The 25,417-nt window shown below is 59.0% G+C and carries 13 protein-coding genes and 5 pseudogenes; 9 read left to right on the forward strand and 9 right to left on the reverse strand.

Annotated elements, in window-relative coordinates; translation table 11 throughout:
* Positions 1 to 2 precede the first annotated feature (2 nt).
* Entirely contained in the window at positions 3 to 5,966 is a 5,964-nt protein-coding gene (locus tag EN808_RS19280; RefSeq protein WP_126057627.1) for a DUF3320 domain-containing protein, read from the reverse strand.
* Between the two features lie 671 nt (positions 5,967 to 6,637).
* On the opposite strand from EN808_RS19280, the gene EN808_RS19285 reads away from it, so the two are divergent.
* Positions 6,638 to 9,322, forward strand: coding sequence for an AAA family ATPase (locus EN808_RS19285; RefSeq protein ID WP_126063811.1), 2,685 nt, complete (start codon positions 6,638 to 6,640; stop codon positions 9,320 to 9,322).
* 21 nt (positions 9,323 to 9,343) lie between these two features.
* On the opposite strand, the gene EN808_RS19290 is transcribed toward EN808_RS19285, so the two are convergent.
* Positions 9,344 to 9,673, reverse strand: a complete 330-nt coding sequence (locus EN808_RS19290) for a hypothetical protein (RefSeq protein ID WP_186815491.1) — start codon at positions 9,671 to 9,673, stop codon at positions 9,344 to 9,346.
* A gap of 59 nt (positions 9,674 to 9,732) precedes the next feature.
* Here EN808_RS19290 and EN808_RS19295 point away from each other — a divergent pair, with 59 nt between their 5' ends.
* The 3 genes from EN808_RS19295 to EN808_RS19305 are packed head-to-tail and all read left to right on the forward strand — an operon-like array spanning position 9,733 to position 14,311.
* Positions 9,733 to 11,190: a metallophosphoesterase gene (locus tag EN808_RS19295; RefSeq protein WP_126057628.1), complete on the forward strand. Its 1,458-nt coding sequence runs from the start codon at positions 9,733 to 9,735 to the stop codon at positions 11,188 to 11,190.
* Positions 11,191 to 11,192: 2 nt separating this feature from the next.
* Entirely contained in the window at positions 11,193 to 13,259 is a 2,067-nt protein-coding gene (locus tag EN808_RS19300; protein WP_126057629.1) for a hypothetical protein, read from the forward strand.
* Entirely contained in the window at positions 13,256 to 14,311 is a 1,056-nt protein-coding gene (locus EN808_RS19305) for a hypothetical protein (protein WP_126057630.1), read from the forward strand. The genes EN808_RS19300 and EN808_RS19305 overlap by 4 nt, the downstream gene beginning before the upstream one ends.
* A 606-nt stretch (positions 14,312 to 14,917) precedes the next feature.
* Here EN808_RS19305 and EN808_RS19310 read toward each other — a convergent pair.
* Both EN808_RS19310 and EN808_RS19315 read right to left on the reverse strand, forming a co-directional pair.
* Positions 14,918 to 15,976 carry a class I SAM-dependent methyltransferase gene (locus EN808_RS19310; protein WP_024504268.1) on the reverse strand — a complete coding sequence of 353 codons (1,059 nt, stop codon included), beginning with the start codon at positions 15,974 to 15,976 and terminating at the stop codon, positions 14,918 to 14,920.
* 57 nt (positions 15,977 to 16,033) lie between these two features.
* Positions 16,034 to 16,254: pseudogene (locus tag EN808_RS19315) on the reverse strand (insulinase family protein); the annotation flags it as partial.
* Between the two features lie 1,054 nt (positions 16,255 to 17,308).
* Between EN808_RS19315 and EN808_RS37045 the strand changes: the two are divergent.
* A complete protein-coding gene (locus EN808_RS37045) occupies positions 17,309 to 17,674 on the forward strand; it encodes an extracellular solute-binding protein (RefSeq protein ID WP_245454714.1) in 366 nt (121 codons plus the stop codon).
* A gap of 464 nt (positions 17,675 to 18,138) precedes the next feature.
* Here the strand turns inward: EN808_RS37045 and EN808_RS19325 are convergent, their stop codons facing one another.
* The 3 genes and pseudogenes from EN808_RS19325 to EN808_RS37050 all read right to left on the reverse strand — a co-directional run.
* Positions 18,139 to 19,593 (reverse strand): glutamate synthase subunit beta, encoded by a 1,455-nt coding sequence (locus tag EN808_RS19325; protein WP_024504270.1) that lies wholly within the window; start codon positions 19,591 to 19,593, stop codon positions 18,139 to 18,141.
* A 41-nt stretch (positions 19,594 to 19,634) separates the two neighbouring features.
* Positions 19,635 to 19,798, reverse strand: a pseudogene (locus tag EN808_RS19330) (thioredoxin domain-containing protein); the annotation flags it as partial.
* Between the two features lie 275 nt (positions 19,799 to 20,073).
* Positions 20,074 to 20,280 (reverse strand): annotated as a pseudogene (locus EN808_RS37050) (pyridoxal-phosphate dependent enzyme); the annotation flags it as partial.
* Here EN808_RS37050 and EN808_RS19340 point away from each other — a divergent pair.
* Positions 20,186 to 21,127, forward strand: a complete 942-nt coding sequence (locus tag EN808_RS19340) for a TauD/TfdA family dioxygenase (RefSeq protein ID WP_281041791.1) — start codon at positions 20,186 to 20,188, stop codon at positions 21,125 to 21,127. The pseudogene EN808_RS37050 and the gene EN808_RS19340 sit on opposite strands and share 95 nt — an antisense overlap.
* 594 nt (positions 21,128 to 21,721) lie before the next feature.
* Here EN808_RS19340 and EN808_RS36375 read toward each other — a convergent pair.
* Positions 21,722 to 21,991, reverse strand: a complete 270-nt coding sequence (locus EN808_RS36375) for a hypothetical protein (protein WP_024504272.1) — start codon at positions 21,989 to 21,991, stop codon at positions 21,722 to 21,724.
* A gap of 993 nt (positions 21,992 to 22,984) precedes the next feature.
* Here EN808_RS36375 and EN808_RS19350 point away from each other — a divergent pair.
* Positions 22,985 to 23,131, forward strand: a pseudogene (locus EN808_RS19350) (multicopper oxidase domain-containing protein); the annotation flags it as partial.
* Positions 23,132 to 23,235: 104 nt separating this feature from the next.
* Here the strand turns inward: EN808_RS19350 and EN808_RS37055 are convergent.
* Positions 23,236 to 23,364, reverse strand: a pseudogene (locus EN808_RS37055) (LysR family transcriptional regulator); the annotation flags it as partial.
* A 369-nt stretch (positions 23,365 to 23,733) separates the two neighbouring features.
* Between EN808_RS37055 and EN808_RS19355 the strand changes: the two are divergent.
* Complete coding sequence (locus EN808_RS19355; RefSeq protein ID WP_029356603.1) at positions 23,734 to 24,015, forward strand: acyl carrier protein; 282 nt, start codon at positions 23,734 to 23,736, stop codon at positions 24,013 to 24,015.
* Positions 24,016 to 25,224, forward strand: a complete 1,209-nt coding sequence (locus EN808_RS19360) for a beta-ketoacyl-[acyl-carrier-protein] synthase family protein (protein WP_126057631.1) — start codon at positions 24,016 to 24,018, stop codon at positions 25,222 to 25,224. It begins immediately after the preceding gene.
* Positions 25,225 to 25,417: the final 193 nt, after the last annotated feature.

The raw sequence follows: 25,417 nt of genomic DNA on the forward strand, positions 1-25,417 counted from the left end.
GACTATGTCGATGCCAGGTTGCGCTGGGCGCGATCGATGGCTTCATCCAGCCGGGAGCGTGAAATCGCCGCAAGTCGCTCGACACCGAGCAGACGTGCAAGGTCGAGAGCGGGGTCGGACTGTTCCAGAATGTCCTCGTTCGCAACGACGACAGCGGCCAGCTCGGCGATTGGAATGTCGGCAATGGACCGGCGGGCATCGGCATCGAACGGCATGCGATAATCAAGCAGGTCGACCACCGTCCCTCTCTTCCATAGGAAGCTGCCGCTGGATTCTTCAGTTCTATCGAACTCGCGCAGATGCAGGTCGATCCGCTCCCGAATCTTGTTGCCCGTTCTGAGCCAGCCATGCGCCCGTGCGATGCGCTGCGCAAGGACGTCATCTCGCAGAGGTCCTTCCTGCTCGATCACCGCGTCGACCATGGACCGCAGCGTGCCTCGGTAGACGAAGTCATAAAACTGATCCGGGCTGGTGGAAAATCCGGTTAGATCAGTCAGGCGATAACGGCCGCCCGTCGGTACGGTATCATGCGTCGAATGCGCGGCCGCAGGCAAAATTCCTGCAGATGCCGATGGGCGCTCTCCCGTCGCGAGGGGAGCGGCGACAAGTTCTGGCTCTGATTTTATCGACGGATGTTCCGGTTCGCCGGCCGATGCTAGGTCTTCGGCTGGCAATGGGTCCATGGGGTCGACCTTATGTCCCATGTCCCAATGGATCGCGGCTTCACTTTCCTGTTGTTCAGCCTGTTTGCGACGGCTTTCCTCGAGCAGCGCGGCCAGGCTGGCATGAAGCCTCTCGGTGCAACCTTCGAGATCAAACCACCAATCGGTTGACCATACCCGGACAATGTTCCACCCGAGGCCGCGCAGGACCTGCTCGCGGACCTTGTCTCGATCTCGCGCCGTGGCAGAACTGTGATAGGTCGCGCCGTCGCATTCGACCCCAGCCAGATAGGCGCCGGCGAGATCGGGATGCCGGATCCCTATATCCACTCGAAAGCCCGAAATGCCGACTTGAGGAACGATGGTCCATCCGCGCTTCTCAAGCTCGGCAGCGACGGCCTCCTCGAAAGGGGATTCCAGGGCTCCGACCGATCCGCGTTCCTGCGCTGGCAATGCCACAGCGCCGCGTTCGGCAAAATCGAGAAAGGCTTTGAGATGCTGTACGCCGATCGCTTTGGTTCGGTTGGGGTCGATCTGGTCGGCGGCAAAACCTGAAAATACGATCAGTTCCTGCCGCGCACGCGTCACCGCGACATTCAGCCGGCGTTCGCCGCCGTCCCGATTCAGCGCGCCGAAATCCATGCTGCGCTTGCCGGCATTATCTTGCGAAAAGGTGATCGAAAACAGGATTATGTCACGCTCGTCCCCTTGGACATTTTCCAGATTCTTGACGATGGCGGGCTCAATACGCTCGTCGGCAAAGAACCATTCAAGCTCCGGCTCTGTCTGGCGTGCCTTGTCGAAAAGGTCGAGGATGAGCGACTGCTGTTGCGCGTTGAAAGTGATGACTCCGAGCGTGGGTCGGTCCTTTTCCGGTAGGGCCAGCCAACGCCGCATCCTGCTGACCGCCTCGTCGGTTACCGCTTGGGCTTCGATTCGATTGGTGCGGCTTTTGCCACGGTCATAGATGCCGGTCGTGATTTTTCGCAGCTGAACTGCCCGATCTTCCACCGTTGGCGAAGGGAATGTGATGAGCCGGTTCTGATAGTAGTGATGGTTGGAAAAGGCGATCAGCGACTCATTGCGGCTACGATAATGCCAGCGCAGGTCACGTACCGGGATGCCGGCCGCTTTGGCTTCGTCGAGAATGCTCTCAAGATCCTTTTCGTGTTCGACGACTTCCTCGTCCTCCTCGTTGCGGCCAAAGAAATTGGTGGGCGGCAACTGCTTGGGATCGCCTACGATTATGGTTTGATGGGCTCGCGCGATGGCACCGACGGCGTCCCAGGTGGTGATCTGCGATGCTTCGTCGAAAATCACCACGTCGAACAGGGCTTGGTCGGGCGGTAGATATTGAGCGATTGAAAGAGGGGACATCAGCATGCACGGCGCGAGCTTGGCAAAGCTCGTCGGCATCGCGCCAATCATCTCGCGGATTGACCGGCTGGGCCGCTGCAATTCCATCTGATGGCGCAACAGGCCCAACTCGGAATTGCGCGGGACGCCTTGCACAGCCGGCAAACCATGAGCGATGGCACTGATGACGCGAAGGCTTGCTTGAGCGCGGACAAGATCGTCGATTTCCCGGAAATCTTCGATGGCGTGCTCGTGCTGGAAGCGACGGAAATTCCGCAGCACCGGATCGGCATCCAGCGTGGCCGGCAGCCACCAGCGTACATAGGCCAGGCGGAACGCGGATTGAGCTTCAGCTGGTCGCACTAGACCCGCCTCGATATCGTCGACCAACGCTCCCAGATTGTGACTGACAGCCCTGCGACGAATGCCGCACCACGAAGTCCAGTCCCGGAGAAGATGACGGGCGTCGAGCAAGTCTCCCATCGCAGTCGTCAATTCGGTCAGCGGGTTATCATGTTCTGCCCAAGAAGGCGTCTTTCCAGCAGGGATCGCAAATTGGGTCTTGGCAGCCTCGAATGCTGCAGAAGCCGCAAGGAAGCGGGCTGCCCCATAGCGCATCGTGCTATCTGCTGCACCGCTTCGCAGGCTCGGGGCGGTTGCTTGCAGGAGCGCTTTGAAATCCTCCGTGCCGAGGCCGGGCAGGCGTAGCGTCTGTCGAAGCCTTTCGGCCATCGAGAGTATCTGATCGATACGGTGGGTGTCGGTATCAAGTGCGGCAAATCCGATCGGCTTCCCAGATAGGATGTTGGCTTCGACAGTGGCCCGGCGGTCCTGCATCAGGCGCAACAGCAGCAAGTCGTGCTGAGGATCGGCTACCCCCTCTGTGACATAGCCTTGAAGCAGCTTCTGGACTTTGCGTTTGCCCAACTGACTGTTTGGCCAGAATGCAGAAGCGGCCTGCTGCCATTGCTGCTCTATGTCCTCCACCCGTATGCGCGCAACGGCAGCCTCGTCATAGCGGGCCGACAGGTCCTTGCGAGACTTGCGATAGTCTCCGATTGCCTCATTGAGAGTGGCGAGGGCTCCCCGCAACTGGGCGAAATCTCGATCAAAGACAATGCTGACGTCATAGCCGGCACTGTCCTGGAGTGCCGCTGCTAGTTTTCGCAGCGCTTCGAGCTCCGCTTTTGACGCGTCGCCTTTGGCGCGCAGGCCGATGCTCACCAGGAAGGCGTCGAGTGCGGTCGCTAGAACCTCGGACGCATTCTTGAGGGTCTTTGCCCCTTCGAGCAAATTGTCCTGCCAGCCTGACGTCCACTCGGTGACATCTATAAGACGCAAGACCGACCGCATCTCCACCGACTGAAATGCGAGACCTGTTTCGGCGGCAATATGCTCCAGCGCCAGCCGGTTTGCCTCGTCATGGGAATCGCGCGATGGCCAGGACAATCTCGGAGCGTGCTGCCGCTTGTTCTTGAGAGCGATGCCGAGCGCCAGATAAGGCGTCAGACCATTGACATGGTGCCGATGCAGCGCTTCGACATAGGCATTCAGTTCGTCGCGACGGACGCGAAGCCGCTCGTTGATCGCAATCCACTCCGCTGCGTCCACGCGCACGCCGCTTTCCCAGCTGATCCTGAGCTGGGTGAGAAAGTTGCGTCGGTCCGCCTTGCTGGAATGGAGTTCGAGACAATGCGCGCCCAGGCCATGTTCGCGCAGGCGGCGATACACCACATCGAGCGCCGCCGTCTTCTCGGCCACAAACAGCACGGTTTTGCCAACTGAAAGACAGTTGGCAATCATGTTGGCAATGGTCTGGCTCTTGCCAGTGCCGGGAGGACCGATGATGACAAAATCGCGACCCTCAGCGGCGGCAAGACTTGCGGCGGTCTGTGAGGAGTCGGCCGGCAGCAGCAAAACCATGTCGGACGGGGCATAGTGCCGGTCGAGTTCGCGCTCGTCGCGGAATGATGCGCCATTGCCCTCGAAAGCTATCTCCGGCGTGTCGATCAGATGGCGCACGACACGGTTTTCGCGCAGCGCATCGGTACGCTCGACCAGATCCTTCCACATGAGAAACTTGGCGAAGGAAAAGGTCGACAGCGCCGTCTCGTCCACCACCTCCATGCCGGGGACGTCGCGCACTGCCTGGCGCATAAGACCGAGCAGCCTCGGCACATCAACGCCGCTTTCGTCCTCGGGCAGCTCACCGGAAAACTGTGGCAGTTTGAGCTCGAAGTCGCGTTCGAGAAACTGCAACAAGGTTGCGTTGAATCGCGGTTCATCTTCATGGAAGCGCAAGGTAAAATGCGATGTTGCGCTGCGGCGCTCGATTTTGACCGGTACGAGCAGCAATGGCGCGCGATAGCTGCGCTCGTCCTCGGCCTTCTTCTTCCAGCGCAGGAAGCCGACCGCCAGGAAGAGCGTATTCGCGCCGCCCTCGGCAAAATCGTTGCGCACTTGCCGGTAAAGATCGATCAGCCGGGATTCCAATTGACGCCCATCGAGCGTCGACGGGAGCTCGTCGCGCAGAAGCGCTTCCGCGGCAAAGCCACGCTGGAGGTCACGTCCGTGCACCTCGCGATAGAGGACAGCATCCCGCTCGCCCAGTGGATTCTGTTCGGGGAGCGAAATCAGCCGGATCGAAGCGCCTGCCATCAGACGGTCCTCGAGGTAGCCGACGTCAGTACAAAGAAACGGAATTGTCTTCTTGGAGTCCGGAAAATTGAGCAGGCGGTTCCGCAGTGTCAAATCGAGGAGCTTTTTCTGCCAGCGGTCGATCCGTCCGGCCGCTGTCGTCGGCTTTACCTCGACGATCTCGACCGGCAGGGCTACCACGGCCGGTGCGGCTGGCAACGGCAACGCGATTTCGGTTGCCGCCTCTGCATCCACGCTGCGGCGCGTCGGTTCGTGCGAAGCAAGCGGTGTGATGCCGCCGCTGCGCGAGCGGCGTATATCGATGGCTGCGACAAAGGTGGCTACCTGCGTTTCGTCGAGCCGCTGTTCGATTGCGTGTTGGGCAGCCTCCAACGTCATCGCCGGCCGATGCGTCACGCCTGTCGTCTCAAACACGATGAGTTCGCGCGATGCCAGCGCCTTGCGGACCTCCATGGCATCGGGTTCAATGGCGTTGGCGAGCGTCCTTTGTGTCATCCAGACGCCGACGGCCGCGTGTCCCTGAAACATCAAAACGACGGGATGCAAGCCCGTCGCCTCCAGGGCGGACGCGAATAACAGACTGGTATCGAGACAGGTTGCCAGCTTTTCTGCCGTAATAATTGAGGGACGTCGAATTTTTTGGCCGCGGCTTTCGAAGCTCGCAGGTGGCTCTGCATAATGCAGCGATAGGCCAGCAATGGCCGAATAAATTGCGGCCGCCAGCATGAATGCGCGTTGCGGATTGCCGCTTTGATAGCCATCGAGGCTGGAAGGATGACCATGCGCTGCGAGCAGCTCCGCTGCGGAACGCAGCAGTCCTGCGATCGCCGGGTCGTTCGGCATGACGAATGCGGCGAGCAATTGCGCCATATCGACGACGCCACCCCATTCGTCGCGGGCAAGCAGGCGCACCGCAACGCGCTGCTCGGCCAGCACTGCGCCTCCTGAGGTTAGGCGCAACGTTATCTCCCCGCGCTCAGCCTCGTTGAGACCGGCCAGATAGCCGGCGTCGAGATCGATTTTTCGATCGCTTAAGGGAAGCCGGTCGCCAGCAACGATCCGATCAATTGTCCAGCTTTTGGCGCGCAAAAAAGGGGGGTTCGATGTCAGCTCGAGAGTGCATTTTTCGAAACCCTGCTGGGTCGGGTTGTTGAGCGCGATAGACCGGATCACCGGAATAGCATTTTGGAAGGACGCATATGTAAAGCTGGCGGCGATGTCCGCCACGACTTCTATTACGGGCGCGGCTGATATACCGGCAGCATCGCCAGTCTCCGAACTCGTTTCCATACCCCATCCCCTATTTTCATTTACGATAGAACTTTGCCGCCAGAATTTGAAAGTAAATTCTCGGTATGGTCGCCGCTTATGTCCAGCAGCATAGATTTCTAAAAGTGTTACCGCCCAGATAACGGTCGAAATGGAGACAGGCGATAATCGGTCGTCACGATTGGAGGGGATCCAAAAGTCGCGGAAATCGGAGCGCCGGCGCACGCTGCTGAAACCCAAGACGGGCAGGACGTCATCCGCAAATGTGTGGCGGTCCGGGCGCCATGGACCAAGCGTTGCGCGCCTATCGCGAGCGCTGTCGTGGCGCCTATCGCGGACTCGGACCCAGCCCGACAGTGACGGCGAACCTCGATCGGCCTATCGGTGAGGCGGTCGAATTCCGCCCATAGACTATCGAAAGGCACGCACTTCCAGCTCTATCTCCTCGTACGCGTTGCCGGCTACCTAAATTCGTGCGCGCGGTCCAATGCCTTTGATTGCTGATGTCGTTGTGGAGACGTTTGATCGCTGAAGCATTTGTTTGCTGACCTAGCGGCGCGGGGGGAGGTCATTTATTGGGTACATCTCCAGCACTCTATGTGCGATCGCGAGGAAAATTTGTCCAGACAAGCGAATTCATCGAATCTGGACTAATCAATAAGTATAATGATGGTAAGATTCGGGGGGCAGGAATGGCCGAGGTTGGACTTTTGGAATGGGCGGATAAGCAGCCCGACTGGATTAGGGATGCCTTAAGAAGACACGCCGCGCGGCCGGGCTTCAACCTCGAGCAGGAGGATAAGGCCGGTGTAACAGCTCGGGTCCGCCACGTCGGTGGATTTACCGCTGATCTGCCCGAATGCTCTCCGCTCTCGGCGGAGCATTTGAGGGCCAACAGTTCGAACGAGCCGCGCGCGGTGCTTTGCTCACTCGGCCCCGTCAAGCATTTGAACCGCCTCGCCGAAGAGCAGCAACTGCGTTTCGCCACCGATGGCATCACCATTATCTACGGCGACAATGGAAGCGGAAAGAGCGGCTATTGCCGGATCGCGAAGAAGCTTTGCCGTAGTCTGACGGCGGATGATCTTCTTGGCAACGTGTTCGAGATCGGCACCAAACCGCCAGCCGAAGTGCTTGTCCGGTTTCTCGAAGAGGGTGCTACGGAACCGACCCCCATAACCTGGAAGGACGGAACGCTGCCCCCCGCGTCAATTGCACGGATCTCCGTTTTCGACTCCGCGAACGCTCGCCTCTACGTCGATAAGCAAAACCGTATCGGTTTTCTGCCCGCAGCCATCGCGCTTCTCGAAAGCCATGGACGTCACCGCACCGAGCTCGAAGCCGACTTCCGGGAAGAAATCAAAGCGATCGAAAAGAACCTAAAGACACCATTGCCGAGTGGGTACACAGCTGCCGGCGCGGTCGTAAAGCTGCTGGCTCGTCTCGAAATCAAGTCAAAGGACGTGATGCCTTCCGCAGCCGAAATCAAAAACCTCGCTGCCCTCTCAGAGCAGGACATGGCTGATCTCGCTGGCCTCGAACAGGCTCTGGCAAGCGACCCTTCAACGATGGCGACAAAGCGTCGGCGTGCCAAGGCGGCCTTGGAAAAACTGCTGACTGCATCTGAACAGATCGACGCGGCTCTCTCAGCGGCGGCCCTCGAGATTTATCGCAATCTATATGCAACAGCCGATTCTACAGCGCAGGCTGCACAACTTGCCGCCTCAGGAGCGTTCGCGACTATGCCGTTGAGCGGCGTTGGGCTTTCTCCCTGGCGGTATATGTTCGACCATGCACGAGCCTATTTAGCGAGCGTCACTGGCATCGATCATCAGCACTTGCCAGATCAGGAAGGCGATCGTTGCATGCTCTGCCAGGAGCCGATGACGGCGGACGCCGCGGGGCGGATCCAATCCTTCAATGACTTCGTAACGGGCGCCGCAAATAAGGCGGCGCAAGTCGCATCTATTGCCCATGAAGAGGCCCTGCGCCAAATCAAAGGACTCACCATTGCGACCGGGGAGGCGGTTGAGGCGGCTCTCGGAGAGTTTGGCGATCTGTCCGCCGCACGCAAGGCGATGGTGGCCCTGATCTCGGCATATTATGTCGAGGCAGGTAAAAGGCGTGATGCAATTGTCGTTGCGGCTGCGCTGTCCGAGTACGCTGCGTTCCCGCAACTTGCGGCGCCAGTTGCATCGAAACTCCGAACGGAGGCGGAGGCGCTAGAGGCCGAAGCGCTGACGGACGACAAGGCAGCGGCCGACGACGGGAACCGCGCTACCGATCGAGCTCGTCGCGATACACTCAAGGATCGGAAAAAACTGGGCGACGATCTCACCATCGTTCTCGCGCGCTTGGCGAATCTCGAAGAGCGGCGCAAGCTTCTCTCATGCTGCGATGCTGTCGAAACAGGCTCGGTGTCACGGCAGATGACGTCGCTTCGACGAAGCCTCGTCATGCAGGATCTCGAAAAGCGCGTCGTCGCCGAGATTGAGACTCTGGCGTTAACGCACATCCCGTTCGCAGTTAATGATCGTAGTCAAGATGGGCAGAGCTATTTCGAGGTCGGGCTCAACGCGGCAAAAGCGATCTCAAACAGCAAGGTCTTAAGCGAAGGAGAGCAGCGCGCGCTTGCCCTGGCCTGTTTCTTAGCCGAGGTCGGAGGAGACACATCGCGTCAAGGCATGATCATCGACGACCCCGTGTCATCTCTCGACCATGTTCGGATCAGGCGGGTCGCGGCAAGGCTCGTAAAAGAAGCGGCCACAGGACGTCAGATTATTATTTTCACCCATAATCTTCTGTTCTTCAACGAGGTGGTTGACGCAGCTGCGCAGGCCAATCCGCCGATTCCCCTTGTTCGAAACTACATCAACAAGTCCGAATCTGCCGGTTTTGGCTTGATTAGCGAAACTGACGAGCCGTGGATCGCACAGTCTGTCACGAAGCGCATCGAGACTCTCAAGACGCGCCTGAAGAGCTTCGACGGCGCCACTGATTTCACCACCGATGCTTGGCGAAGGTCAGCGAAGGATTTCTACAGCGATCTTCGGGAAACCTGGGAGAGGCTCGTTGAAGAAATCCTGCTCGGTAAAGTCGTCGAGCGATTTAACAGCGATGTCAAGACACAGAGCCTGAAGGGTGTGGTGGTCGAGGACGAAGACCACAAGCGAATCTATTGGGCCATGAAGCGAGTTTCGGAGCGTTCTGGACATGACATGGCGTCCGCCAAGGCCATTCCAGTTCCAACACCAAACGATATGAAGAGCGATCTTGATGGAATTGACCAATATCGTATCGACACCACCAAACGAAAAAAGGATGCCGAAAAGCGCCGGATTGAATTCGAACAGCCTCCCAAGGCGACTGTACTCTAGCCTAATGACTATTGTCGTGTATTACTGGCCCTCACTGGCTTCATCCTGCTGCGCATGCCGGTGTCCGCCTGCCGCGGGCGAAGCCGACGTGACGAGGAAGTATCGCGAGGGCGCCAAGCCATCAATGGCTGTGCGCTCGCTCTTCATCTTGGATTTCAGCGCCGAGAAGCCTGACCGCTGGTAGTGCTTCGCCTGCACAATGTCGCCGCCGGCAAGGGCATGTCGACCATCCATCGCGTCGTCCGGTCCCTCGGGAAAGGCCTCGAAACGCTTGTCGATCTCGCGACCTACGAGGTCGCGGGCCAAATCCTCAAACTCGTTATGGGACAAACTCGAGAAATCATAAGCCATGCGCCCAGATTGAGTGCCCATTTGGTGGGCAGACAAGCAACCGGGGGCACAATTGCGTCGTGCCTCTCCATTACCAACAAAAAGATAAACGCGCTTTCCAGGCGATGCGGTCGGATGATCGTTTCGCGCTTGGCAAAAGCGAACGGATTAGTCTATGGCTCTCGGCGGGGGGGCGAGTTATGCGACGGGTGCGAATCCTTCAAGTAGGCGATATTCACTATCCGGATTGGCATCCTTCCTCTAGCAACATCGATGCCAAGGATAGCAAGTTCGCTCCGAAAATAACGCAGAAGCTACGCGCGTCTTCGCTGCGTGCCGTCTTGACGAAGCTTCGGCGGCTGACGACTTCGAAGCCCTTGGATTCGATCGCCTTCATGGGGGATTTCACGAGCCGTGGCGACAAGACTTTCATTGCTTCGGCATTCCAGCATTTCACGTTGCTCTGCCGCGCACAGGGGCGCAGTTCAAAGGCGCTTCCGTTGATATTCGTACCGGGAAATCACGATGTGAACCGTGATGACGCGCGCGAACTTGGACCGACTGAGAAATTCAGCGAAATGGCGAGTTTAGCCGCCCGCTTGGGTTGGCAGACCGTTCCCGTGGACCAACCCGTGCACTTCAGACTTCCGACAGGATCCGCAGGCGCAAACTTCATCCTCGTCAACACAGCGATAGGCAGTTGGGAGCTTCAGAACCTTCCCGCGTTCCTTCGTGATCGTCTCGAGGCACTCGGTCCTTCTACAGAACCTGTAGATCTCGGCTCGCCGGACACCTCGGGACATTCGCCCGCGACACCTCCCAGCGATCCAGACAAGGAGGCGTCCGACGACGAGTATTACGGTCAGATGGACACGCCATACATCTCGCGTGAGATGCTTGCAGGCCTACAGGAATTGCTCCAGCAGCCCGACATGCGTTACGGCATCATGATCGGCCATCACAATCTGCTGCCACAAAAGACTCCGCGCATTACGCCATACGCGGAGATGCTCAACAGCGGATTTGTCAGAACTCAGCTGCTGCAGGGCAACAAGCCTATCGTCTACCTGCATGGACACATACATGCCGATCCGGTCGAGATCGTCAACGATCCAAGGTTTCCGGACGGCAAATTGATCTGCATCTCAGCACCAGAGATACAGTCAGGTTTCAATGAGCTCGTCTTCTTCACGACCGATCAGGGAGAGCTCGTCGGCATCCGACTTATACCCTACCGCACCAATGTCGCCGACGGGACGGTCATGGAAGGCGAACATTGCTTCATCTCGACTATGTCCAACGGCAAGGCCTTTCTGAACAACGACACGTTTGACCTGATGCGCCGACTGCGCGACCATGCCACCAGGCGCGGGAATGGGTTACTCTTCTGGGACGAGATCACTGAGATTGCCGCCTCCGCCGAGCTCGGGCTAGATTTGGAAGACTCTCTTCTGATGCTCCAAGCGGCGCGCTTCGTCGAGATAGACGGCCTCACGAAGGCAAACTCGGCTTGGCGCATTAAGGTAAGGGACGAATAGAGATGGAGAATCCGTTCGGCCCCAACAGGATCGAGTACGAAAGTCGCCCGATACTGTGGTTCAGTCAGAAGTCGGCCTTGATTTCTGCCGCCGCCAAGCCGGTCTTCGTCGCAGGGACGAGAGGCAGCGGCAAGACCAGTATTCTTCGCTCGCTTTCCACAGTTCATATCCTCGAAGACAAAAGTCTCGCGGACCAAGTCGGCAAGCTCGGCTGGTATGGCGTCTTCTTCCAGCTCAATGAGACATTTTCGCCCCTAATCGACAACGCGGTTCTGAACCTCATTCCGGAGCGGATACGCTTCGACACGGCCGCCGTGATCCCGCGGCAATTCGTAATCTTCTCTCACTATCTGGAGCTGAAGATAGTCGAACGCCTGCTCGAGAGCATCAGCCAGCTCAGACGCGACAGCCACTTGAAATACCGGGCCTCTGAAGATAGGGACGTCGCCTTGGCACTGCATCGCGAAGTGCTGCACTTCATACCCCAACCTGCCCGTCTCGACTTCTTCAGCATAGATGAGCTGCGGGGTGGGATAACCCGGTACGTCGACGAATGCTTCAACGCGTTCTTCTTTGCCGCCGATGAGGGAGCGACCGGCTTCAGAGCGACAGACCCTGGCGCGATCATTAACAAGGTCGCGACCGCGATCACCCCACTTTTAAATGGCCCATCTTTCGCCGGTGACAGGGCGCCCTTCTTCAAGATCCTGATTGACGACTGTGAGGCACTGACACCGCTCCAACAGCAGTTCCTGAACACCTTGGTGAGGAAGACGCGCGGCAATGTGAAATGGGTCCTCGCCTACATCGGCGGCCTTTACGACACGATCCGGACGATCATACCCGGCCAGTCGCTCTCGAATGCTGACCGGGACGTCGAGAATCTTGATTCAGTCGATCCGAGGGAGTTCGCCACGCTGTGCGAGAACGTGTCGTCGCTTCGGCTCTACTATGCGCTTCCTGACCATCTGCGGAGTGATCTCAAGCGCAACGATGCGCTCAGCGCGTTTTCGCTCAAAAACCGGCTGGGGCGGCTTTCCGTCAATGACATCATCGAGCGGGTTATCATATCGGGTCATTCCGAGGGCAGAGAAGAGCTTGTGGCACTCGCTGATGCAGCACGTGAATTCCTCTCCGTGAATTTGAGGACGGCGGATCAGCAGCAATTCCTTCTTGATCGAAAAGCGCGCCCTTATGCCGAAGGGCTGGCGCTCGCGCTCATGAACCCGGAAATCAAGCGCCGGCCCATGAGCAAGGCGGATGCTTCAAATCTGAAGAGGTCGATCGCCCGGAAACAGGGATGGGCTTTTCTGAAAGCGTGCCAGATGCTGCGTCTGCATGACTACCCGTACGTAGGGCACCAGATCATCACATCATTGAGCGACGTCTGTATACGCGATTTCCTTGATATAATGGGAGAGATCTTCCGCCGCAGTGTTCCGAGTTCCAGTGATCCACGAAAACTGGTGGAATTCATCAACTCGGATTTACAGATTCATCTCGAACAGCAGAGACAGGCTGTGAACGCCGCCTCTCAACGGAAGCTTGATGGACTTCAGGCGCTTTCACATCCGTACGAAGAAGAGAGCGTGCGCATGGTGCGGGCGTTGGGTTACCTGACCGCTCGCCTCCAGACAGAGTTTGCCGAAGAAAATGCTCTAGGAACGACAGAGAGAGGCATTTTCAGGGTTGATCTAAAGGAAATGCGCTCGCTGGTGAACCGACTGGAGCAACCCAGCGGAAAACTGGACGAGGTCCTGCGTCGGGCGGAAAGGGATGGGTTTATCCGGGAGGTCTCCGCCGCCGGCAACTTTGAGGTGGACCGCGCCGACCCCGCATCGAAGGAGATGCTGATCAGATTGCATCGGCGATTTGCACCTTACTTCGGGTTCTCCTATCGCGGCCCGTACGAAATCAACACAATCCCTGCGGCGCAGATGGTCGACCTGCTTTTTACCAGGCATCGGCTCCCAGAAGACTGGGCCGACTCGGTGTTTAAGGAGCTCGTCGCGCGGCCCGCACTCAAGACCGAATTCCAGCACTCGCTTTTCGAGAGCGATCTCGAATGACCGCTTCAACTGTCGAGTATCGAGTCTTCGGCCATCTGGCCGTCACTGAGAAGGCGAGAGATGCAGGTACCTGCGAAACGATGGAGGCAGATATCGCGATCGTCGCGCTTGGATGGGAAACGCGTTTCGCCGCGTTCGAAAACCATCTTGACCTGAAGGTCGGCAAAATCGTGGTTCTGGACTTTGCTCTGAAGGAAGCGAACGTCCCAGCCGTCGAAGAAAACCGGCGAAAGCTCATCGCTATGGGTACCCGATGGGGCGTCGAAGTGACTGCGATCACCCTCGAGCCTTCCATCGAGTATCAGAAGAACATCAATCTCCTCGATCACCTGCTCACTCAGATGGCCGCTTCATGTGGCTCATACGAAGGAAGCCTGCGGAAGGTTTTCGTCGAGTGCTCGACGATGCCGCGAATCTACATCCAATGGCTGATTGCGGTGGCATTCAAGAAAATGTCGATTCAGTCTCTCGAATTCGGGTACGCCGAAGGTATCTACGGGAACGCGATCGGCAAAGAGGATTTTTCCAGCGGCTTGGACCGATACGTCACCGTCCCTCATCTTCAAGGCAGCGGAGGAATGGGCGAAGAGAAAGTCCTGCTCGTGGGGATCGGAGGAGATGCCGACGTATTCTACGGATTGATCGATATCGTCAGTCCGGAACGGATCTCGCTCCTCGTCCCAAGAAGCGAGAAGAATGCGCATATCGATGCTTTGCTCGATCAACAGGTGGCCAAGGTACGTGAAACCCACCGGCTCGAAGATGGCGAAGTTCGCGACATCCAGGCTTTCGGGCTGATGGCCCACCTCGATGCTTTCGAGACGTATCTCGACGGGTTCGGCTCGCGTGCGGTGGTGAACGTTTTTGTCAGCGGCCCGAAGGTTCAGGCCATCGCTGCTGCCGTGCTCGCCTGCTCCGACAGCCGCGTCCATCTCAAGGCACGAATTCCCACCTCCTATGCCCATCGTGAAGTCTCAGCGAATGGGCGGTATCATATCTATAGGCTGATTGACCTGACATCCCCTGCCTGCAGCCTTCCCGGGACGTTCTGACACGATCTTGCATTCGAGTAGCATCATGGTCCCAGTAGCCGTTCCGCCAAGCCTTCAGCGCATGTTCGTGTCGCCCGATCCGGTCGATGGGGGACTAATTCCCACTTAGAAGCTGCTCTACATCAGATCAGGGGAAATGCAGACTGGCAGAATTCCATAATTAGCGACTCAAAACATATACTCAGGCGAGACTGTTTAGCATAGAAATAGTGAGCGCTCTCCAATATGTTAGGCTCTGTCGCAGTAGCGCAACAAGCTCAGTCTTTGGATGGGTGGTATGAGGATGAGACGACTGAATGTGTACAGGCTCAGTCATTTTATCGAGGCTCTCGTTTTTGTCGTAAGCGCGTTCGGTGCGACGTGGCTTACCAGCTTTGTGAACGCGCCATGGTGGGCATATGTGATTATAGCGGCCATCACTATGGGCATGTTCGTAGCCGTGCGTCGGGTCCTTTCTGAGCCGCAACGTATGGGACTCTTGGCACACAACTCGGCAGCGACCTCTGCGTGAACCCAGGCGCCTTGAAAATGTCCCCGATGCGTCCGGATTTTTGGCGGTGATCTTCAATCAAATGCGATGAGCTGCAATTTCTGGCGACGGCCACGCTAAGGGCGGGCCTCCAGCACCATGTTGAACGGTGTCTCCGCGGCGCGACGCAATCGCTTGAAGCCGCCGCCGGTCACAACCTTGCGCAGCCTCGCCTCACCGGCCTGGGCTCCAAGCGCGAGCCCGACTTCCTGCGACACGGATGCGGGCGTGCACACGAAAGTGGAAGCGGCATAGTAAACGCGGCCGACGGGATTGAGGTTCGCCGCCAGATGATCATGCGCGAACGGCTCGACGATCATCCACGTGCCGTCCGGCTTGAGCGATCCGTGGACATGGGTGGCGGCGCCCGTCGGGTCGCCCATGTCGTGAAGGCAATCGAAGAATGTGACGAGGTCATACGTTCCGGGATAGCTCTTGGCGGCCGCCACGTCGAACCGCGTGTTAACGCCGACGCCGGCTACCTCGGCCGCCTTGCGGGCGCGCTCAATCGAGGGGGCATGATAGTCGAAGCCGACGAAGCGCGAATTGGGGAAGGCCTGTGCCATGAGCACGGTCGATGCACCATGACCGCATCCAACATCCGCGACGTCCACGCCGCGTTCGAGCTTCTCGACGACGCCCTCCAAGGCCGGCAGCCAGGAGTCGATCAGATTGGCATTGTAGCCTGGACGGAAGAACCGTTCCGTACCGCGAAACAGACACGCGCTATGATCGTGCCACCCGACGCCCTTGCCGGACTGGAATGCCTGCCTCACCTTTTCTTCATCGAGCCACAGCGCGGACAGGAACTCGAATGCGCCTGCCATGAAGGCCGGGCTGTCTTCATCAGCGAACACCAGCTCTTGCTCGGCGTTGAGATAGAATTTGTCGCTCGCTTCATCGTAGTCGACGTAACCCGCCGCCGCCTGCCCGGAAAGCCATTCCCTTACGAGGCGTTCCTGGGTGCCGGTGCGTGTCGAAAGTTCGGCGGCCGTCATCTTGCCGCCTTCGCGCAATGCCTTAAACAGGCCGAGTCTGTCCCCCAGCAGGACTCCCGCGCCCGTTGCGATCGCACCGAGATCGCCGACCATTTTCCCCAAGAATGCGTCCAACTTTTCCTGATTCGCTTCAGACATCTGAATCTCCCTTTGGGTTCAATCTCTCCAGGCGACGGAGCCGTGCTCGTCATGAGGCGCCTTGAGCATCAGATGCTCGAAGACATGCAGATATCCCCGGCGGCTCATCCGCGCTGCCGATCCTGCACCAGACCATATCGGTGACGAGCGGCGCGGTGGTCGGGAATGACAGCCACCTCCATGCCGTTGAAAAGCAGGAAATCCGTCACTTTGCCCTCGTCGGTAACCGGCGGAGCCGGAGTGGTCGTCACCAGGGCAAGCCCTGTTGCAGCAGGTATCCTTGGGCAGCCTGTCAGAACATCGATGACTCCGGTTGTGGTGCCGGGGCGGGCGATCAGGGGCCAAGTGATTGTTCCGCGGCGGCTGTATGTTGTGGTAAGGTGATCATGCGAACTCTTGTTGGTCGGTCACGTGTTTTGCGGATGACCCGCATGTACTGTGCCAAATGAGAAAACCATTCAAACGCAATCCAGTAGATCTGACTGTATCCGACATTGTCGGAATTTGGACATCGCCGAACGCGAAGCGCTCGGGGCTTGTGACGATACTTGAGCGTGCTGCTTCGGAGGAGGGATGCGCCTCGAACCGGCCGCGAGGCCTTTTTCTGGCAACGGATATTCCGGCCGGGTTAGGCCGCGAGGAAAGCGACGGTGAATAAGAGGTAGAGGACCAACCGTTTTGAGCGGGTAGTTGCCGTGTTGCGCCCCCAGGCAAAGGCCAGCACCACGGAGCAGTATTTCTGGTGGCGATACTACATCGCCTTTAAGTGCCGGTTACCCGTTTTTACCCAGTTGGCCTGGTGCATTCAGAGCGAGGTCGTTGGAAACCGCTTATTGTGGCTATGAGCAAACTCGGGATGGAGGAGTGGACCCAAAAATTGGCAAAATGCCCCAGGGAGGATTACATGGGTCGCTCATTCCCCGTACTCGTTACAGGTGCGCGTCGCTACGCAAACAGCTTGCTTTTGACTTGGCGTTTCTTGCCGTTTCGGCATCGCTCACTAATTCGGCCGCTGCCGACACCGTGAACTGGCGTCAATTCGAAGGGACCAGCATAACTTGGGCCTACGACATCCACCCCTATGCGGATGCTCTCGCTGCGCAACTTTCCGGAGTTCGAGAAGCTGACCCGGCATCAAGGTCACGCCGGAACTCTACCCAGACGATTCTTACTGGAACAAGATGACGATCCAACTGACGACGAAGTCGCCAGCATGGGATGTGTTCGGCACTGGCATTCAGCCCGCGTAGGACCTCGCTCCGAGTGGCGCCTGCTGGACAAATACCTGAGTGATCCGAAGCTTACCGATGCTGGATACGACTACATTCGGACATGATCAAGAAGTGCGCGGCTCCTTCCTTCGCCAATGATAACTGGAACCAGGTCGTGGACGGCATCTCGTCCGGCCGCACCGCGATGACGATCGACTCAAAAATGTTCGGCTTCTGGAACGATGTTGCGGGGAAGCCGGCATCCGGCAAGATCGCCTTCGCTCCGCCGCTGCACGCACCGAGCGCCACGAGCTTGGATTCTGACATCTGGATCTGGGCTCTCGCCATGAACGCGGCTTCCGAAAAGAAGGGCACGGCCTGGCTGTTCATCCCGTGGGCCACCTCCAAGCAGGTGGCGCTCAAGGGTGCCCTTGCTGGCCAGCTCGTCAATCCGCCGCGCACGTCGACCTGGCAGGACGATACCTAGACTAAGTACGCTTCGCAGCCCGAGTTCAACAACTTCGTTGACAGCTTCAAAAAGATACAGGATCAAGCCGCGCTGGCTTTCACACCGCGTGTCGGCTTCGGCGAAGCCATGAACGCATGGGCCGTGGCGATGCAGAAGATGGCAAACGGCGATGACGTCGAGACGACGTTGAGGGCGCTTGCCGAAGAAATCCGCACTGGCCTCTGATCAAAAGGAACAGGGCAGTACTATTGCACTGCCCTGTTCCCGCCAACGGCGGAGATCACGCCGTGTCACCCCAAGCACTTAAACCCAGCGCTGCTTCGCCCGGCCGCGCCGACGATTTTTCTTGGCCGCCAAGGCGGCAGCCTGCGGCCGGGGCCACAACCGAAACGACCACGGCGATCAGTCCGTAAGCTGCCCGGGGCAGCGGAAGGGCGGAAAGCGCCTTCAGGTGGCCGCACAAGTAGGGTCTCGAGACGGACTCAGCGCGGCAGCACGCTCGATCCCATCAGCGCCTCATCGATGGCGCGCGCCGCCTGGCGGCCCTCGCGGATCGCCCAGACGACCAGCGACTGGCCGCGCCGCACGTCGCCCGCCGCATAGAGCTTTTCGACGCTGGTCCTGTAGTCCCGGTCATTGGCCTCGACATTCTTCGAGCGGCGGCTGTCAATGGCGATCTTCATCTGGCCGGCCAGTTCCGACACCGGCCCGCGAGCGGCTGGCCCGGCAAAGCCGATGGCGATGAACGCGAGATCGGCACGAATGACGAATTCGCTGCCGGCGATCGGCTTGCGCTTTTCGTCGACCTCGCAGCATTTGACCCCGGTCAGCTGGCCGTCTTCGCCGATGAACTCGAGCGTCGCCACCTGAAACTCGCGCTCGGCGCCTTCGGCCTGCGAGGACGAGGTGCGCATCTTGGTCGCCCAGTAGGGCCAGACCGAAAGCTTGTCTTCCTTTTCCGGCGGCTGCGGACGGATGTCGAGCTGGGTGACGCGGACCGCGCCCTGGCGGAAGGCGGTGCCGACGCAGTCGGACGCGGTATCGCCGCCGCCGACGACGACCACATGCTGGCCGCCGGCGAGGATCGGATGCGACGGCCACGCCACCGACTGGATCGGTTCGCCGCCGACACGCCTGTTCTGCTGCACCAGATAGGGCATCGCGTCATGCACGCCGCCGAGATCGTCGCCGGGAATGCCGGCCGCGCGCGGCGTTTCGGAACCGCCGCAATAAAGCACCGCGTCATGTTCGGCGAGCAGCTCGGCAACCGGCTTGTCGACGCCGACATTGACGCCGCAATGGAAGGTGACGCCCTCGCCCTGCATCTGCTCGATGCGCCGGTCGATATAGTGCTTCTCGATCTTGAAGTCGGGAATGCCGTAACGCATCAGCCCGCCGGGCCGGCTCTCGCGCTCATAGACATGGACGTCGTGGCCGGCGCGGCCGAGCTGCTGGGCAGCCGACATGCCGGCCGGGCCGGAGCCGATGACGGCGACGCGCTTGCCGGTCTTCTTCTCCGGCGGATAGGGCCTGATATGGCCGGTCTCGTAAGCCTTGTCGGCGATCGCCTGCTCGACCGTCTTGATGGCGACGGGAATGTCCTCGAGGTTCAGCGTGCAGGCTTCCTCGCAAGGTGCGGGGCAGATGCGGCCGGTGAATTCCGGGAAATTGTTGGTCGAATGCAGGTTGCGGATCGCATTGTCCCAGTCGCCATTGTAGACGAGGTCGTTCCAGTCCGGGATCTGGTTGTGGATGGGACAGCCCGTTGGCCCGTGGCAGAACGGAATGCCGCAATCCATGCAGCGCGCGGCCTGTTTCTCGACCTCCTTGTCCGACATCGGCAGCGTGAATTCACGGAAATGCCGGATGCGGTCGGAGGCCGGCTGGTACTTGTGCACCTGCCGGTCGATTTCGAGAAAGCCTGTTACCTTGCCCATAGTCCAGCTCCTGCTGTCCAGATGGCGCGCCTGGCGACGCCCTGCAGCTGGATCAGATGGGGCATCCCGTCCACACATGGGCCGCACCAAGTTGCCCAAAATTCGACTATGTACACTTGCCGGGCTCAAAGCTCGTGAGGGGCTCGCCATGCAGCCAGTTCTCGACTCTAATCGAAGGAGCCGGGGACTCCATCTGCAATACCACGTTGCGGTCCAAAGCTATTTCCAAAGGTTTCTGCACGAGCTGGTTTCCTCTCAGAGACGGCACACGGGTTCAGGGAGGAGCGCATCGCTCGTCTTGCCCCATTAAGTGCAGTCACAGTCACTCAGTCTCAAAAGCCATGCCAACGCGCTCAGCGCGCAGTTAGCGCCCATTGCTTCGAAAAACCTCGTCAGTGCCCAGATGTTGGTTGTAATGAACCTGACATTTGTCTGACGCTGTCAGCTTTTGGACACGCGATCACGCGCTTCGTGCCGCCAGGCCAGGCCGAGCCCTGTGTTGCCAGCGGTCGCTTCGATGATTGTACCGCCCGGCGCGAGCTGGCCACGCTGTTCGGCATTAACGATCATCGACAACGCAATGCGATCCTTGATCGATCCGCCGGGATTTTGGCTTTCGAGCTTGACGAAGAGAATTCCTGACTCCGACGTTGTACCGCTGACCAGCCGTGTTGGAGCTGAAATCAGAGGAGTTCGCCTTGGTGGAGACCTTTCGGACGCAGCGATAGCAGCCATCAACCAGCTTCTTCTAAAACACAAGGTGATCTTCTTCCGCGGCCAGGAGCATCTCGACGATGCGGAGCAGGAATTGTTCGCGCGGCGTCTGGGTAACCTTGTACCTCATCCCACGCAGGAGCCGGCAGCCGGCACGGCCTCAATCCTCAATCTCGATTCCGGCCGTGGCGGTGGCAGGGCAGACCAGTGGCATACCGATGTGACTTTCGTCGATGCCTATCCGAAATTCTCGGTCCTACGTGGCGTCGTCATTCCGGCGGCGGGGGGCGACACGATCTGGTCCAACACGCACGCCGCGTACGAGAATCTGCCGGCGCCGCTCAAAATATTGGCGGACAATCTGTGGGCTATTCATAGCAATGCCTACGACTACGCAGCCGTGCGCCCGCGCGCCACAGCCGAAGAGAAGAAGCACTTCGAGGAAGTTTTCACATCGACGATCTACGAGACCGAGCATCCGGTCGTGCGCGTCCATCCGGAAACCGGGGAGAAGTCGCTGCTGCTCGGCAATTTCGTGCAGCGCCTCGTCGGCCTTTCCAAGAGCGATTCCGCCAAACTCTACGAGGTGTTCCAGTCCTACGTCACTGCCCCGGAAAATACCGTGCGGTGGCGCTGGCAAGTAGGCGACGTCGCTATCTGGGACAACCGTGCTAACCAGCATTATGCGGTCAACGACTATGGCGACCAGCACCGGGTTGTGCGTCGCGCTACGGTTGACGGTGACGTTCCGATCGGCGTCGACGGTCGCCGCAGTATAACCCATGTCAAGGCAGCCAAGCCGGCGGCGAAGGCAGCCTGACCGTCTGAACAGGGTAAAGATGAAAACTTCGTATCGCCGCGGCCATATCGCGCTGCTTAACCGCCCCACAAAGCCTTATGATTTCCGAGAAGCAAGGCGAGTTGCGGGCTCGAGGCTTGGCCCGAAATCGAGGTCCTGCAGCGTGGCGCATGGCTCGAGTCGCTGCTCGTGGCCCCGCTGCAGCGGTACAGGTCCCCCACCGCCCCACCATCTCGCCCGCCCTGCACCTCGGATAGCGATCATTCACCGTTTGTTCATTATGATAGCGCACGATCATAACTGGACATGCTGGTAGCTCGTACATGCCTGAAGGCCCTGCGCGCCGACCCAGCGCCGGGGCCTTTTTACTTCCGCAAAATCGATTCCAGCAACGCGGGCACTTCGCAGGATGTCGGAATCCCGCGCTTGCGATGATACGCCGTACAGCGAATTGCGCGAGTCAAACGAATTTGGGTTTCTCAAATATAGAATCGTCGATACCGATCCTGATGGATCGAGCCTCGACGACGAAGTCAACCATCTTCAAACGGAATTATTCAACATTGCCGAGAGCTCCCGGTGTGCCGTCGAAGCCGACATTGGGGAGGTCAGCGGTCACCAACGATCATGGTGATCGCCAGCATCTTTCGTATTCACATAACCGTCGGCCTTGTACTTTCCCGAGGCCATGACATGAGTGGGTCTTCCAAGCACCGATTTGGCCCGGTAGGATTTGCAGGGGGCGCGGACAAGCGGATGAACAAACGGAATGATGCCGGAAAACTGCGCGCGCCTGCTGGGATTTAGCCGACCGTCGATAGGAACATAGCCCTGGTCGACGGCTTTCTGAAGGGCAAGAGTTTCGCCGACCTGGCTCAGGAACATGGCTTGTCGACAACGAGGGTGCGCCAAATCATCGAGAAGGCCGATCGGCTCGTGGGCGGCGCATTCAGACCAAGACTGAAACGTCCAACGCCTCGCCTCGGTCCGATTTCATGGTCGACTATCCCTATGTGTGCAAATGGCCGAGAAGCACCGGCTGGGTAGCGTCACGCCGCATCATTCTTTGCGGAGCTGGAGCGCGCGGGATCGCTGGAGCGGCTGGTGAAAGCGGTTGCCGGGGCGCACAACACGTGAGCTGGCGCCTCGTGTGGCAAAAGGAGAGGGCGAGAGCCCATGGCCTGCAATGAAGCGATCAAGCATTGCGATCGTGGAACCAAGCTAGTCGACCATCCGGACCGCGGCCTTCAATGCCAGCTCGCCTTGGAATCGGCCTTCCAGGAATTGGCTGAGCGCGCAGCGGAATCCGGCTGGACCGAGGAGATAGCCACGCGCTCCTCGAACTCGCCGGCGCGCGCCTCAGGAGCGACTCCGCCAATGACAGACTGAGAGGACGATTAATCGTGCCAGGGCAACGAGAGAGCGGCAGGTTCAAGAAGCTTCGCCTGAACCGATAGGAACGTCGCTGCGCCAATAAAATTGGCGGTGAAGGCTGACCGCGGCCGAGTCGGGCAAGCGAGCGAAGTGCTGAAATAAGGGCGTGAGAATCCAAGACATCGTTTGTAGAGAGCATCGAGCTTCGCGAGATTGTGGTACAGGATCGACCGCAGGTGTTCTCGCAGCGCTCGCAGAACCCGGGATTCTTCCGCGGCACCCGCCAAGGCGAAGAACGGTCAGAGTTGCACGATAACGTTTAAAAGCGAGCCTTCCTCCGAAAGTCTGCGCGCGCAGTTCCACGGTCCGATGCGCTTTCATAGCTATTCCAATCGCCGCGCCCATCCTCTCCCGGATCAGGTCCAGCGGGTCTGCAGTGCATGCGCCCCCAAAGTGGACGCCATTGGGCCGGGTGAACCGGGCTCGATTGCGCGCCGAAGGCCCGTTCCAGGCCCGGAAATCCGGGTCCGTCAGGGCGAGCGCGTGCGGGTCGAGGTAGAGAACGGCCTTGCCGAGAAAACGACCGTGCACTGGCATCGCGTGCGTGTGCCACATGCCATGGATGGCGTGCCTCACCTCACGCAGAAGCCCGCGAAAAGGCAACGGAAGATCTAGCATTTATGGGGGAAATGTTTTTTCGGAGTGCTTGACCCGCAGGAAGGGCAGGGCATGACTGCCTATCGCCCGACCCGGCCGGCCGCACTCATGACCGGCTGGGCTCGGTTAATCCTGCATGCCGCGCCCATGAGGTTGCGCTCTGTCGGGAGTGCGTCGAGCACAACGACGAGATGTAGTTCACGATCTTTGAAACGCGTGTCAACCATCCAAAGTGTGGATGCCTTTCATCGAAACAAACGATTTCATCAATGTTCTGGAATCCTGCATGGGCAGAACAGAAACCGCCCGAAAGGAGATTTTTCATGCGCTCTACCGGGCAGTGGAGTGCTGGGAAAGGGAGTTGCAACTGACCGGGTCCGACTTCTTCCGAGTCTATGGACAGACTGGGAGACGCGCACGGTGTAGCGGCTCACATCGTCATACTGCACCTACGCCACACACCGGCCGGACCTGATCCGGCTTTATGAGCATTGGGCTTGTCAGTTGCCCAAGCGTGATGGCTTTCGCGACGCGGCGCGCCTCAGGAACTGAGCCGCGTCCAGGTCGAAACGCGGGAAAGAAAGACAGGAAACAGAATGGCCGATCAATTCGCAACGGACGTCATTGCCCTGATCAAGAAACGCGCCGAGTCGGAGAGCGGTGAGGGAATGCCTGCGTCATTCGTCGGCGAGATAACAATCGCCACGGAACTGGACGCGCTCGGGTTTGATTCGCTGGGTTTGGCGGACGTCCTCTGGGATGTGGAGCAGGCCTACGGCATCAAGATCGACATGAACACGGCCGATGCCTGGTCCAATCTCAAGAATGTCGGCGACGTCGTGGAAGCCGTCCGCGGCTTGCTTGCGAAGGAGGCTTGAATGGACAGGCGCGTCGTTATCACCGGAGTGGGCGGCCTGTGCGGACTGGGCACCGACGCCGCCTCTATGTGGAAAGAGATGCGCGAAGGCCGCTCCGCCATCGGCCCGATCGCCAATTCCGAGCTTCATGACCTGGAGGGCATGACCGGCGCTGAGATCAAGGCGCTGCCCCAGCACGACATCAACCGGGGGCATCTCATCTCCATGGACCGCTTCAGCTTGCTCGCCGTGCTTGCAGCGCGCGAAGCCATGCGGCAGGCCGGACTTTCCTGGGACGAGGGGAATGCCCATCGCTTCGGCGCGACAGTGGGCGTCGGATTTACCGGTTCATACGCAACAGAACAAACTTACCGCTCACTGCTTTTGGGTAGCGCAATCCGTGCTGAACTCTTCACTGGAGTAAAGGTGATGCCCAGCGCCGCTTCCGTCCATCTTAGCTTGAGCCTCGGCTTGCGCGGGCCGGTCTTCGGGGTGACCTCCGCATGTGCCTCGGCCAACCATGCGATCGCCTCGGCGGTGGACCAGATCAAGCTGGGCCGGGCCGACGTAATGGTTTCCGGAGGCAGCGACGCACCCTTCGCATGGGGCGTGCTGAAAGCATGGGAAGCAATGCGCGTGCTTTCACCCGATACCTGCCGGCCCTTCTCCGCCGATAGGAAGGGCCTGGTGCTGGGCGAGGGTGCGGGCATGGCCGTGCTGGAAAGCTACGAGCATGCCACGAGGCGTGGTGCCACAATTCTTGCCGAGATCGCCGGCGTCGGCCTTTCCGCCGATGCCTTCCACATTGCCGCGCCATCTGTCGAGGGGCCAGCGTCGGCGATGCGCGCCTGCCTTGCCGATGCCGGGCTGAATGCCGAGGACGTCGACTACCTCAACGCGCACGGCACCGGTACCAAAAGCAATGATCAGACTGAAACGGCGGCGATCAAGCGTGTGTTTGGAAACCACGCTTATTTGATGTCCATCTCTTCCACCAAGTCCACGCACGCGCATTGCCTCGGCGCAGCGAGCGCGCTTGAAATGATCGCCTGCGTGATGGCAATCCAAGAGGACGTCGTGCCGCCGACCGCCAACTATCGCGAGCCAGATCCCGCTTGCGACCTCGACATCACACCCAATGTGCCGCGCGAGCGCAAGGTGCGCGTCGCCATGAGCAACGCCTTCGCCATGGGCGGTACGAACGCAGTTCTGGCATTCAGGCAGGTGTAGAAGCCATGCAAGACGCCTCATTTGAGGTCACCTGTCGTATCTAGCTGCTTGCCGGACCACTATGTGAAGCGAGCGCTATTGGCTGCCTCTGCGATGCGGGAATTGGCAGCGGACGTCTCACGATCAAACAGGCATCTGCTTGTAGAATTCTTTTAATCGTGAAGCGGCGCGAGTGCGCTATCCGTTGAGGTGA

Origin of the sequence: Mesorhizobium sp. M8A.F.Ca.ET.165.01.1.1 (assembly GCF_004792065.1) — a bacterium.
In the GTDB taxonomy this organism is placed as follows: domain Bacteria; phylum Pseudomonadota; class Alphaproteobacteria; order Rhizobiales; family Rhizobiaceae; genus Mesorhizobium.

Bases quoted from the DNA above. Each gene is read 5' to 3' on its own strand.
- EN808_RS19300 (WP_126057629.1), top strand. From the start codon at position 11,193: ATGGAGAATCCGTTCGGCCCCAACAGGATCGAGTACGAAAGTCGCCCG.
- EN808_RS36375 (WP_024504272.1), bottom strand. From the start codon at position 21,991: ATGTTCCTGAGCCAGGTCGGCGAAACTCTTGCCCTTCAGAAAGCCGTC.
- EN808_RS19325 (WP_024504270.1), bottom strand. From the start codon at position 19,593: ATGGGCAAGGTAACAGGCTTTCTCGAAATCGACCGGCAGGTGCACAAG.
- EN808_RS19290 (WP_186815491.1), bottom strand. From the start codon at position 9,673: ATGGCTTATGATTTCTCGAGTTTGTCCCATAACGAGTTTGAGGATTTG.
- EN808_RS19280 (WP_126057627.1), bottom strand. From the start codon at position 5,966: ATGGAAACGAGTTCGGAGACTGGCGATGCTGCCGGTATATCAGCCGCG.
- EN808_RS37045 (WP_245454714.1), top strand. From the start codon at position 17,309: ATGATCAAGAAGTGCGCGGCTCCTTCCTTCGCCAATGATAACTGGAAC.
- EN808_RS19355 (WP_029356603.1), top strand. From the start codon at position 23,734: ATGGCCGATCAATTCGCAACGGACGTCATTGCCCTGATCAAGAAACGC.
- EN808_RS19285 (WP_126063811.1), top strand. From the start codon at position 6,638: ATGGCCGAGGTTGGACTTTTGGAATGGGCGGATAAGCAGCCCGACTGG.
- EN808_RS19305 (WP_126057630.1), top strand. From the start codon at position 13,256: ATGACCGCTTCAACTGTCGAGTATCGAGTCTTCGGCCATCTGGCCGTC.
- EN808_RS19360 (WP_126057631.1), top strand. From the start codon at position 24,016: ATGGACAGGCGCGTCGTTATCACCGGAGTGGGCGGCCTGTGCGGACTG.
- EN808_RS19310 (WP_024504268.1), bottom strand. From the start codon at position 15,976: ATGTCTGAAGCGAATCAGGAAAAGTTGGACGCATTCTTGGGGAAAATG.